Genomic DNA, 12,745 nt, shown 5'->3' on the forward strand with positions numbered 1-12,745 from the left:
AATAGTGTGCATTTCATCGAAAAATTTCGCAGTTCATCGCTAAAATCGCGTTTACATTGTAATTTACGACCTCAAATGAACCACACCTACCGAAAGCACATAGTGAACCCAAATACTATGATACTTTTAAAAGCCAAATTTTGCTATGGAACTTTTTATTAATTGTAATACCGCTACCCTAGCGCCGTATACAACACCTCTAGATGAAATCAGGGCTGCCCATTTATACCGAAGATTAGGTTTTAGCGCTTCCGTTGAAACCATAGATCAAGCTGTAGGGCAATCAGCAACTGCATTGGTTGACAATTTGGTCAATCAGGCATTGGCCGCACCGGTCATTCCGGCTCCCGAATGGGCGACTTGGAATAACGACAATTACCCTGCCGATGACGACCTTGCCCGACAATTGAGACGATCACAACGAGAGGAATTGTTCACGGCATATGGTAATTCACTGTTGAACAACAACCTTAGGGACCGTATGAGCTTCTTTTGGAGCAATCATTTCGTAACGGAATATGGGGTTTACGATTGTAACTCTTTTTTGTTCGAATATGCCAATTGCCTACAACGCAATGCACTTGGTAATTTCAAGACCTTTGTCAGTGAGATTGGATTGACCAGTGCGATGCTACGTTATCTAGACGGAGCCTTTAACAACAGAAATCGCCCTAACGAGAACTATGCCCGAGAGCTTTACGAACTGTTTACTTTGGGTGAGGGTGTGGGTTATACTGAAGAAGATATCATTGAGGCGGCCAGGGCACTTACCGGTTATGTAAACCGCGGTGAAGTCGGTTGTACGGCAATCACTTTTGACCCAGAACGTCATGATACCGATGCCAAGACCATTATGGGGCAGACCGGTAATTGGGGTTATGATGATGTCATTGATATTCTTTTTGATCAAAGGGCAGACCAAATCGCAACTTTTATCAGTATGAAGTTGTATGAATTCTTTGTGCACCCAGACTCATCTGACGATAGCGGTAATGCACAGACCATCATCGCAGGTATGGCCAATACATTTGTGGCCAATAATTTTGAGATTGCCCCGGTACTGGCGGAATTGTTCAAAAGCGGGCATTTTTTTGATGAAACCGCCATCGGTGTCATAATAAAGAGTCCGTTCGACCTTTATCTGAACTTCCTTAAAGAGACTAATTTCACCTATGATGATGGCACGGTAATCAATGCCATCGACGCAGCTGCCCTAATTGGTCAAGATCTTTTTGACCCCGTTGACGTGGCCGGTTGGCAACGTGACAGGCAATGGATCAATACCAATTTTATTATTGGTAGATGGCTGACCATGGAGGTCTTCGTAGAGCGGTTCTTCGCTGCCAACACCGAACAATTTAGACAATTGGGCATTCAGGCGACAGGCGCCAATGGAGCCACAACAAACGATCCCGACATCGTCGCAAGGGCCATTATAGATAAATTCACCCCTAAGGGATTGTTGACCGACGCAGAATATACAAGGGCAATCACTGTTTTTAGAGAGCCTTATGAAGACAATAACATTTACGAAACCGGTACTTGGAACATGATGCTTGACGACACCCCATCTCAAGTATACCTATTATTATTACACCTTGTCAGGGAACCGGAATTTCAACTTAAATAACACCTACTACTATGTGCGATACCCATCATACTCACGATACATCACCACACAAAGGCCTTGAACACGAAGGCCACGATTTAGAACACAAAAACTGGAGCAGAAGATCTTTCATCCAAGCGTTAGGAATTGCAGGCTCGGGCTCCATGTTTTTGGGAAGTAATTTGCTTTCTGCATCTGCACCCTCACCGCTGACCTCGGCAATTGCCGCTTCAGAAACGGATAATATTTTGATATTGATTCGCTTAAATGGCGGTAATGACGGGCTTAGTACGGTCATTCCAATACAACAATACGATACGTATGCAAATGCAAGGCCCAATATTTACATTCCTGAAAGTAAAATATTGAAGCTTACTGATGATTTCGGAATTCCGACTTACATGGATTCTTTAGAACCGATGTGGGGTGAAGGCCAATTTAAGGCCGTACACGGTGTCGGTTACGAAAGTCAGAGCCTATCACATTTTACGGGTTCGGATATTTATGCCAACACCGATTTGACCTCAACGGGCTTCACGGGATTGAATACCGGTTGGATGGGAAGGCATTTCGAAGACCTCTATCCTGATTACCTTATAAATCCGCCAGAGGCCCCTGCGGCAATCCAAATCGGAAATTTATCAAACCTTGTTTTTCAAGGTGAGGAGACCAATTATGCTTTCGTAACCAATAATATCGATCAATTGGAGGAAATCGCCGAAACCGGTTTTTTCTATGATATTGCCAATGCCCCATTTGACGATTGTATGTATGGTTACCAACTTCGCTTTTTAAGGGGCGTTGCAAATACCACTTATGAATATGCGGGCAAGATCCATGAAGCGTACGAACGTGGTCAAAACCAAGTCGAATACCAACAAAATGGTTTTGCAAGGCAATTGGCCTTATTGGCTAGATTGATCAAAGGCAACTTGGGCACGAAGGTGTATATGATTTCGATGGGCGGATTTGACACCCATGGCAACCAGCCCCAAGCCCATGAACGCTTAATGTCGAATTTATCGATTGCCATTAACAATTTTTACGAGGATATCGCTTTTACACAACAAGATGACAAGGTATTGAGCATGACCTTTTCAGAATTCGGACGACGTATTTTTGAAAATGGCTCAAATGGAACGGACCACGGTAAAGCGGCTCCCACTTTATTTTTTGGTTCAGGACTCGACGGAAGTGCTTTCGTCGGCGAACATCCATCATTGGAAGCGCCCAACGGGCGTGGAAACTTAGAATACACTATGGATTTTAGGGACTTATATGCAACTGTTTTGGCAGAATGGCTATGTGTGCCCATTGACAAAGTAGAGCAACATTTATTGGACCACCCCTATAATCCCATAAATCTAGGTTTCAATTGTAGTGGTGTTGATTTTGATGATATTGCTTATAGCGATGACCCACCTACATTGCCAGATACCCCGCCTAGGGACGATCCAGATGCAATGGATCCCGAAGCTGAGTTGGCCAATGAGGTCATTCATAAACCCTACTATCCTACCGATAGAAACCCCCACATTTATTTGGAGATGCCCTTTAGCGCCCACGTTGACATTCAACTCTTCAACATTCTAGGCCAAAATGTAGGTACCGTCTTCAATGAACTGATGTTAGAGGGATCTGCAGAAATCAACATACGAGAACGTGTTAGAGGCAGTCTTTCTACAGGTAAGTACATTTATCGTATTCAGGTAGGTGAACAGCGAATGAGTAAATCGGTCATGATTATGTAAGCAATACTTGCATTATCCAGAGCCTCCGTTAGTGCAACCCCCCACCCCAATTCGTGGTTGCATTAGTCGGAGGTTTTATTTTTCAGGCAAGTTTGGGTTTGTCATCGTCAGTCTTGAACTTTAACGCTTTCTTTAACTCATGTTTTGGGTCTTTGTAAACTTTGGTAACATCGTCACCTGTTTCTTTGGGCTTTTTTTCAACATCCAATACAACTTTCGAAAACTTATCAAACTTTTTGGGGTTTCCAACACTCATAACAACCTAGTTTTAGTTACTAAAATTTGTAAGTAAAAACTTATATTTCACTGTTTTATTCTTTAAAGGCCATATTTTTCGATATCCTACAGGGTAAATATCAAAAACCCGAATAACTATTGATTTATTGATGGAATCGGGTCGTTTGAAATTCCCTATTTTTGAGCCCTAAAATGGATTTCATGTCTGAAAAATCGCCTTCACGATATACCATAACGGCAGCCCTGCCCTATACCAACGGCCCTATTCATATTGGGCATTTGGCCGGCGTATATGTACCAGCCGATATTTATTCGCGATACCAACGTTTACAGGGCAACGACGTAGCTTTTATTTGTGGTAGCGACGAGCATGGGGCCGCCATCCCCATGAAAGCAAAAAAAGAAGGTGTTTCCCCGAAGGATATCATTGATAAATACCATAGTATCATCAAACGGTCTTTTGAAGATTTTGGCATTTCCTTTGACAACTACTCGCGTACTTCGGCTCCGATTCACCATGAAACGGCATCTGGGTTCTTTAAAAAATTACACGCACAAGGTGATTTTATCGAAGAAACCAATGAGCAATTGTTCGATGCAGAGGCACAGCAGTTCTTAGCGGATCGTTTTGTTACGGGTACCTGCCCTAGATGTGGATATGAGGAAGCCTACGGGGATCAATGTGAGAATTGCGGTTCTTCATTGAACGCTACCGATTTGATCAATCCGAAGTCAACCATTTCAGGTGCCATACCCACACTAAAGAAAACCAAACACTGGTTTTTACCATTGGACAACTATGAAGGGTTTTTAAAAAAATGGATTTTAGAAGACCATAAGAACGATTGGAAACCCAATGTCTACGGACAGTGTAAATCGTGGATCGATGAGGGTCTAAAACCCCGTGCCGTAACCCGTGATTTAGATTGGGGCATACCGGTACCTGTTGAAGGTGGGGAAGGTAAGGTGTTATACGTGTGGTTTGATGCCCCTATCGGATATATTTCCTCCACCAAAGAGTGGGCCGCTCGAGAGGGAAAAGATTGGGAACCTTATTGGAAAGAGGAAAACACCAAAATGCTACATTTTATCGGTAAAGACAATATTGTGTTTCATTGTATCATTTTCCCCAGTATGCTCAAAGCACATGGCGAATTTATACTGCCTGAAAACGTTCCTGCCAATGAATTTCTGAATCTAGAGGGAAACAAGCTATCCACCTCAAAAAATTGGGCCGTTTGGCTTCATGAGTATTTGGTCGACTTTCCTGAAATGCAAGATGTATTGCGATATACCTTGACCGCTAACGCTCCTGAGACCAAGGACAACGATTTTACCTGGAAGGACTTTCAAGCCAGAAACAACAATGAACTGGTTGCCATCTTTGGCAATTTTATCAACCGCGTGGCGGTATTGACGCATAAATATTATGATGGGGAAGTTCCATTGCCATCCAATCTAACAGCTGTCGATAAAGAAACGCTGTCTCAAATGCAGAAATTCCCTGGGATCATTTCGAATTCCCTAGAACGTTACCGTTTTCGGGAAGCCAGCCAAGAATTATTGAACTTGGCACGTTTGGGCAACAAATACCTGGCAGACGAAGAACCATGGAAATTGATAAAAACTGATGAAGGGCGAACCAAAACGGTCATGTTCGTAGCCCTACAGATTGCGGCTGCCTTGGCAGTATTGAGCGAACCGTTCTTACCGTTTACCGCTGCCAAATTGAAAACTATACTCGCCATCACATCCAGCACAGTCGAGATGTCGTGGAACAATGTGGCACAAAAAGAAACCCTACTCCCAAGTGGTCACGTAATCCGTAAAAGTGAATTACTGTTCCGTAAGGTCGAAGACCAAGAAGTTGAGACACAATTGGCAAAATTGGAAGCTACAAAAAAAGCGAATGCGCAAATGAACAAAGAAACAACCCCGCAAAAAGAAACCATCACCTTTGATGATTTTTCAAAGTTGGATATACGCGTAGGCACTATCGTCGAAGCCGAAAAAATGCCTAAAGCCAATAAACTGTTGGTGCTAAAAGTAGATACGGGCCTTGATGTGCGTACTATTGTTTCTGGTATTGCTGAAAGCTTTAAACCTGAAGAAATCGTGGGCAAACAGGTGACCGTTTTGGTGAACCTCGCCCCTAGAAAACTTCGTGGGGTCGAAAGTGAGGGCATGATTTTAATGACGGAGAATGCCGAGGGCAAATTGGTTTTCGTGAACCCGGATAAGAATATGGAGACCGTCATAAAAAATGGAGCTGCAATCAATTAGATGATATGAAGTATTTTAAAATAGTATTACCTCTATTAATTGCCACATTATCATCGGCTCAAGAACCATTTGCGGAACTGAGTATCAAAAAATCAAAATATGGAGGAAGAGTAATCGAGAACGTCTTTACCGTTGTAAATGACGAAGATAAGACCTTTGCCATCTTCACCGACGATAATAAGGGATTTCAAAGCTCATTGATGAATTTTGAAGGAGGGGAGATCACCACCTTTTCTTCTGAAAGGCCTCCAAAAAGATATGACGAAATCATTGGTTATAATGTAGAAGGAAATGATGTTACCCTATTTTTGAAAAATCGAAAAAATAATAAGTTCGGAAGTATCCATTTTGATTTTGACTACCAAACCGCGCGCGAAGAACTATATGATTTTAAACTAAAGGATGAGATTTACCTTAAAGGATATAACCATGGTAGTCTGTTTTACCTAATTACCTTGACAAAGAAGAGTAACGACCTTAACTTTTATGTCTATCAAGGGCAAAATCAAATACAAAAAACTACCGTGGAAGTATTTGATGAAAAATTCAAAAGCAAGTCTGGAAAGATTCTAAATCTGCACGAAGTTTTGTCGCAACAGCCTAATAGCGATTTCATCAGGACTTCTTCATTTTTAAACCTTATACAAATAGATGATAGTGCACCAAATTCAATCGAAAATGTTAGTGCTAAGGCAAAGATATATTCCAAGGAAAATGGTTTTGTGCTATCTATAGAAAATCGTTCGTTCACACATCTTTTTAATTTTTTATTGCCAGAACTGACCTACACGACCTCAACTTATGGAAAACCTGAAATCAATTCAGAATTTAGCAATAGTAATTCTTTTGTCTTTGAAAACAACATCTATCTCATAAATGCCTCTGCGGAAGAGATGAAGTTCTCGGTCTTAGATGTAGAAACCAAAGAAATTATAAAAGAAACACATCTCAAAAAAGACGAGGAAATTCCATTTAAAAATACGCCCATCATACAAGAAGGCGGTGGCTTAAATAAGTATCGGGAAATGGAAAAGTCAACAAAACTTTTAAGAAGACTTACTAAAGAGGATATTGGTATTGCAGTGAACAAAATCGATGAAGATCATATCATCACTATTGGTTCAAAAAAAATGATTTCAACTGGTGGAGCACCGATGATGATGCCGGGTTTTGGGGCTATCCCGATAGGAGCTGTAGGAGGATTGACCGTCGCTTTTAACCCCACCTTTTTTGCCTATAATTCGTACACCAGAACAAAATCAACCCGAATTAAATGCTTATTTGATAAAGATTTCAATCATCTTGAAGGTATTGTTCCTGATAATACCTTTGACCGGATAAAAAAAGCTGCCGATGCAATACGAAGTAAAAAAGCCGAGACTATTTTTAAGCTTGAAGATTCGTTTATCTGGGGATATTTTAATAAAACTTCAAAGGTTTATTCGTTTTATAGGTTTTAGTGCAAAAAGACTTTTCAAGTACGAGAACAACCTTCTTTGAAACACATTGAATACATGCACCTCATTTCATACATTATTCAGAACACCCACTTAAATGAAAAGTCCGTTGAAAATACGGTCAAGCTCTTAAACGAAGATTGTACCATTCCGTTTATTTCACGCTATCGCAAAGAGTTGACCGGCAATTTAGATGAAGTAGCCGTCGGCGCAATTGTACGATATAAGGCCCAATTTGAGGCCTTGGAAAAAAGAAAGCAAGCCATTATAAAAGCTGTTGACGAGCAAGGTTTGCTGACACCAGAACTTAAAAATAGCTTTGAAAACTGTTCAGACTTGACCAGTCTCGAAGACTTGTACCTCCCTTTTAAAAAGAGCAAAAAGACCAAAGCCGAAACGGCACGTAAAAATGGTTTGGAACCATTGGCCAAAATTATCATGGCCCAACGAGTGGACGAAATCGATTTTATCGCTTCAAAATACCTGAACAATACGGTAGACAACGAAGATGATGCCCTTGAAGGAGCCCGGCACATTATTGCCGAATGGATCAATGAACGTACCGATATTCGAAACCAGCTGCGCAACCAATTGAACCGTTTTGCCCTAATTACAACCAAAGCAGTCAAAACCATGGAAAATGATGAAAAGGCCCAAAAGTTCAGAGATTATTTTGATTGGGGAGAACCCTTGAACCGCTGCCCCTCTCATCGGTTCTTAGCGATACAACGTGCCGAAAAAGAGGGTTTTATCCGTGTTAAAATCGAATTGGACGACGAACGCGCCATCCAAAATATGGAAAGACGGTTACTAAAATCAAATAACGCCTGCACCCCACATATTGAATTGGCCATTGCCGATGCCTATAAGCGATTGCTATTGCCATCGCTATCGAATGAATTATTGAAAAAAGCAAAGGAAAAAGCGGATACTGAAGCTATTGAGGTCTTCTCGAAAAACCTAAAACAATTGTTGCTGGGGGCACCTTTGGGCGAAAAACGAATCTTGGCCATTGATCCGGGTTTTAGAACAGGTTGCAAAATCGTCTGTCTAGATGCCCAAGGCGATTTAAAACACAATGAAACCATATACCCACACGCACCACAGCACAACTCAAAAGAGGCCATCAAAAAAATAAGTTCTTTGGTAGATGCCTATAAAATCGAGGCCATAGCCATTGGTAACGGCACGGCCTCAAGGGAAACCGAGCGATTGGTAAAACGAATAGCGTTTAAAAATCCCATTGAAGTTTTCGTTGTCAGTGAAGCAGGGGCATCCATTTATTCCGCTTCCAAAATTGCAAGGGACGAATTCCCCAATTACGATGTTACCGTGCGCGGTGCGGTTTCCATTGGGCGACGATTGGCCGACCCCTTGGCCGAGCTGGTGAAAATCGACCCCAAATCTATTGGCGTCGGGCAATACCAACATGATGTGGATCAGACCAAGTTGAAAACATCGTTGGACACCGTAGTCGAAAGCTGCGTTAATGCCGTTGGGGTCAACATCAATACCGCAAGTGTTCCCCTTTTGGCTTATGTATCCGGCATTGGGTCCAAATTGGCCGAAAATATCGTTGGTTATCGCAATCAGAACGGCGCATTCAATACCAAGGAAGCTATCAAAAAAGTACCACGCTTAGGTGAAAAGGCCTTTGAACAAGGTGCTGGGTTTCTTCGCATTAAAGATGGTGAAAACCCACTTGATGATTCGGCCGTTCACCCAGAGAGCTATGGCATTGTACAAAAAATGGCAAAAGATAAAGGATTGGCATTGGGTGAAATCTTAGGTAACAAAGAAATCTTGAAAAGTATTCCATTAGAAAATTATAAGACGACCACTATTGGGCTGCCCACCTTACAAGATATCATAGAAGAGTTGGAAAAACCTGGGTTGGACAGAAGGGAAAAAGCCAAGGTGTTTACCTTCGACCAAAACATTAAGACTATTGATGACTTGCAGATAGGGCAATTACTGCCCGGTATCGTCAATAATATTACCAACTTTGGCTGTTTTGTGGATATCGGAATCAAAGAAAGTGGTTTGATCCATATTTCAAACCTTTCCGACTCATTTGTAAAAGATGTCAATGCCCATGTCAATTTACACCAACAGGTTCTTGTTAAGGTCCTTGATGTTGACATCCCAAGAAAAAGAATACAATTGAAACTTCACCGATCTTAAAACGTATCCCTTGCTCAAAATAGCCTTTCATCCCATCTATAAGCATCCATTACCCGAGGGGCATCGATTTCCTATGATGAAATACGAGTTGTTACCACAACAATTGTTACACGAGGGCTCGTGTAGTTCAGAAAACTTTTTCGAACCCAGTTTTCCAGAAGACCGGCATATTCTTGCAGCACATGACGAATCATATTATAATGCGTTGAAGGGTCTCGAACTCAAACCCAGTGCTGCCCGAAAAATAGGTTTTCCGTTATCGAACGAACTGGTACAGCGTGAACGTATTATTGCCGATGGTACCATGCAATGCTGCACGTTTGCCCTTTCACATGGCATCGCAATGAATATCGCGGGGGGCACCCATCATGCCTATTCCAATCGCGGTGAGGCATTTTGTATGCTTAATGACCAGGCAATCGCAGCGCGCTATTTACAGAAGCAAGGGCTTGCCAATAAAATATTGATCGTAGACTTGGATGTACATCAGGGCAACGGTACCGCAGAAATATTTCAAGGTGATGATTCCGTTTTTACGTTCTCTATGCACGGGGCATCCAATTATCCCTTTAAGAAGGAAGCTTCCGATTTGGATATCCCCTTGGAAAAAGGAACGAATGATGGGCACTATTTATCCATCTTGAAAGAAATTTTACCTAAACTTATTGAAAAAGAAAGTCCTGATTTTATCTTCTACCTGTGTGGCGTCGATATTTTGGAATCGGATAAATTGGGTACTTTAGGGATGACCCTTGAAGGTTGCTACGAACGAGACCGTTATGTACTACAAACCTGCAAAAATCTTCATATTCCCGTGCAATGTAGTATGGGGGGTGGCTACTCCCCTGACATAAGGATAATTGTAGAAGCCCATGCCAATACATTTCGATTGGCGCAAGATATTTTCTTTTAAAGCACATCGCCATTGAAAGTTTTTATTAGCTTTCGCGACTATTTATTTTATGTCTAGATTTCTTTTACTTATTGTATTGGTTTTTTCCTTTAAAGGAAGTTCCCAAAGTTTGGATTCCATACCCAAACAGGATACCAGATGGCAAATGTTCACCTACGACGTGGGTACCATGTTTACAGCTGTTGGTCATTCGTATACCCGACCGTTACATTGGGGAGGCAAACAATGGTCCCAATTTGGCTTAGTGGCCGGTGGTACCGGATTGTTCTATCTCTTCGATGAAGATTCGTCCCGTTTTTTCAGGAATAGGCAAGAGGACGTCCCTTCGTTTATTAGGGAGTATGGGGAGTTCTATGGAAATCCTGAGAATAATTATCTTGCCACTGGTGGAGTCTACTTGGCTGGCCTTATCACCAAAAATGAAAAACTAAGGAGAACGGGCGTACTTCTTGTAGCCTCTGCAACCTCGGCCGGCTTCTTACAACAAGTCTTAAAATCAGTGGTCGGCAGGACCAGACCGGTAGCAGGACTCGGCAAAGATACGTTTGACCCTTTCAATAGTAATAGAAATTTTCACTCCTTTCCGTCGGGCCATGCCCTTTTGGCCTTCACAAACGCCTATGCCATTGGTAAGCAATTCAAGAATCCTTGGGTGAAGGGGGGCATATATCTTCTTGGGGCCATACCCGGTATTTCAAGGGTCTGGGACGGACAACATTGGCTAAGTGACGTAATTTTTGCCTATGCCCTAAGTATTGCCACAGTCGAATCCATAGACCGGTATTTGGATAAAAAATATGCGGAAAAGTACAATGCCCAACAAAAAGAGGTTAGCTGGAACCTTAATTTTGGAATCAATACCGTAGGTGTCACGGCACGATTCTAAATACCACAAGGCATCTTAAGGATATTACCTTCTTCATTTCGTACCTTTACAATTGAAAAATTGTATCCGTATGTTATCAAAAAAATTGGAAAAAGCGCTTAATGAGCAAATACGAATAGAAGCGGAATCTTCACAAACCTACCTTTCTATGGCCTCATGGGCCGAAGTAAAGGGTTTGGAAGGGGTTGCGGGCTTTATGTATGGCCATTCGGATGAAGAACGAATGCATATGTTGAAATTGGTCAAGTATGTCAATGAACGGGGAGGTCATGCGATAGTATCGGATCTAAAAGCTCCAGAGACGGAATTTGGAACCCTACCCAAAATGCTACAAAAATTGTATGACCATGAAGTTTTTGTTTCGCAGAGCATCAATGAATTGGTGCATGTAACCCTTGAGGAAAAAGATTATGCGACCCATAACTTTTTGCAATGGTACGTGGCCGAACAATTGGAAGAAGAGGCTTTGGCCAGAACGGTATTGGATAAGATAAACCTTATCGGCAATGATAAAGGCGGATTGTATCTTTTTGATAGGGATATTCAACAACTTACCGTTGAGAGCGCCGCTTCTGAAACCATGGGCGAATAATTTAACAATTAATCTTATTTAGATTAATTTAAAATAATATATTTTTGTCTTAATCTTCATGAAAGATGGGCAAAAAGAAAAAAGATTCGGATAAAAAGAAAAAGGCAAAATTAAAAGAGCTTGTTCCAAAAGGTTGTAAGACCAAATGCTGCAAAAAGTATAAAAAAGGAGAACAAAAGCGCTGTAAACGTTGCCCATGTTACGACTTATTGCAAAAAGTCGCTTAAAGAGATAGTATAAAGCCTCAATCCCTGATTTGGGGCTTTTTTGTTTTGAAAGCGTACGTTGTTTCTAGGGCGTGAATGGAATAAAAGGCCGCCTTTTTCACATAGTTCTCCCCATGCCCACAACTGGCATCACATTCTTTTTGATGTAATCGATAAGCCATTCGTTTTCCCTTTAAGTAAACTTGATAGGCCTTGGGGTTTTCTTTACCCAATAAATTTTCAAAGTCGTTTTGATCTTGCCAAAAATCTTCTTGGTCTTCCAAATTTACAAAGGTGAGCTGTTGCTCGTGCAAGGCATCACGTTTTGCCAAATCAGTATAAAACACCTGCATAACATTGGTCGTACTTTCTTGACTAAACCCTAAGCAAGGAATCAGCATTACCAACCAACAGATATGTAATAAATAGCGTTTCATTTCAATAACTACGTAATATTTGACGACTTCAGTTGTTAAATGTTACCCGTTTTACCTTAAGTTATTGTTAATACTTCAATCCAAAAAAGAAATAAGATAAACTGAAGTGTTTTTACGTTTTTCTTCCATTGGGATACTGGGAGGAGCACGTTACTTATTTTTCACTATTACATCAAAATGTCAGGTCAAG

11 protein-coding genes are annotated in these 12,745 nt (G+C 41.4%); 9 read left to right on the forward strand and 2 right to left on the reverse strand.

Features of this window, described 5'->3' with window-relative positions; genetic code table 11:
• Positions 1 to 145: 145 nt before the first annotated feature.
• Positions 146 to 1,630, forward strand: coding sequence for a DUF1800 domain-containing protein (locus tag AACM45_RS08845; protein ID WP_339142119.1), 1,485 nt, complete (start codon positions 146 to 148; stop codon positions 1,628 to 1,630).
• Positions 1,631 to 1,641: 11 nt separating this feature from the next.
• Positions 1,642 to 3,360 (forward strand): DUF1501 domain-containing protein, encoded by a 1,719-nt coding sequence (locus AACM45_RS08850; RefSeq protein WP_339142121.1) that lies wholly within the window; start codon positions 1,642 to 1,644, stop codon positions 3,358 to 3,360.
• Between the two features lie 82 nt (positions 3,361 to 3,442).
• Here AACM45_RS08850 and AACM45_RS08855 read toward each other — a convergent pair whose 3' ends face one another.
• On the reverse strand, positions 3,443 to 3,616 hold the full coding sequence (locus tag AACM45_RS08855) for a hypothetical protein (RefSeq protein ID WP_339142122.1): 174 nt from the start codon (positions 3,614 to 3,616) through the stop codon (positions 3,443 to 3,445).
• Between the two features lie 182 nt (positions 3,617 to 3,798).
• Here AACM45_RS08855 and metG point away from each other — a divergent pair, with 182 nt between their 5' ends.
• The 7 genes from metG (at position 3,799) to AACM45_RS08890 (ending at position 12,139) form a co-directional block, all read left to right on the forward strand.
• Positions 3,799 to 5,880 carry a methionine--tRNA ligase gene (gene metG / locus AACM45_RS08860; protein ID WP_339142123.1) on the forward strand — a complete coding sequence of 694 codons (2,082 nt, stop codon included), beginning with the start codon at positions 3,799 to 3,801 and terminating at the stop codon, positions 5,878 to 5,880.
• 5 nt (positions 5,881 to 5,885) lie between these two features.
• The gene (locus AACM45_RS08865; protein ID WP_339142125.1) at positions 5,886 to 7,340 is read left to right on the forward strand and encodes a hypothetical protein; all 1,455 of its coding nucleotides are present in this window, start codon (positions 5,886 to 5,888) and stop codon (positions 7,338 to 7,340) included.
• Positions 7,341 to 7,394: 54 nt separating this feature from the next.
• On the forward strand, positions 7,395 to 9,521 hold the full coding sequence (locus tag AACM45_RS08870; RefSeq protein ID WP_339142127.1) for a Tex family protein: 2,127 nt from the start codon (positions 7,395 to 7,397) through the stop codon (positions 9,519 to 9,521).
• Positions 9,522 to 9,531: 10 nt separating this feature from the next.
• Positions 9,532 to 10,434, forward strand: coding sequence for a histone deacetylase family protein (locus AACM45_RS08875; protein ID WP_339142129.1), 903 nt, complete (start codon positions 9,532 to 9,534; stop codon positions 10,432 to 10,434).
• Positions 10,435 to 10,483: 49 nt separating this feature from the next.
• A complete protein-coding gene (locus tag AACM45_RS08880; RefSeq protein ID WP_339142130.1) occupies positions 10,484 to 11,320 on the forward strand; it encodes a phosphatase PAP2 family protein in 837 nt (278 codons plus the stop codon).
• 70 nt (positions 11,321 to 11,390) lie between these two features.
• Positions 11,391 to 11,912, forward strand: coding sequence for a ferritin (locus tag AACM45_RS08885; protein WP_339142132.1), 522 nt, complete (start codon positions 11,391 to 11,393; stop codon positions 11,910 to 11,912).
• 65 nt (positions 11,913 to 11,977) lie between these two features.
• Positions 11,978 to 12,139, forward strand: a complete 162-nt coding sequence (locus tag AACM45_RS08890; RefSeq protein ID WP_339142134.1) for a hypothetical protein — start codon at positions 11,978 to 11,980, stop codon at positions 12,137 to 12,139.
• A 17-nt stretch (positions 12,140 to 12,156) separates the two neighbouring features.
• Here the strand turns inward: AACM45_RS08890 and AACM45_RS08895 are convergent, their stop codons facing one another.
• Positions 12,157 to 12,519, reverse strand: a complete 363-nt coding sequence (locus AACM45_RS08895; RefSeq protein WP_339142135.1) for a hypothetical protein — start codon at positions 12,517 to 12,519, stop codon at positions 12,157 to 12,159.
• Between the last annotated feature and the right edge of the window lie 226 nt (positions 12,520 to 12,745).

The organism is Croceitalea sp. MTPC5, assembly GCF_036985505.1.
Taxonomy (GTDB): domain Bacteria; phylum Bacteroidota; class Bacteroidia; order Flavobacteriales; family Flavobacteriaceae; genus Croceitalea.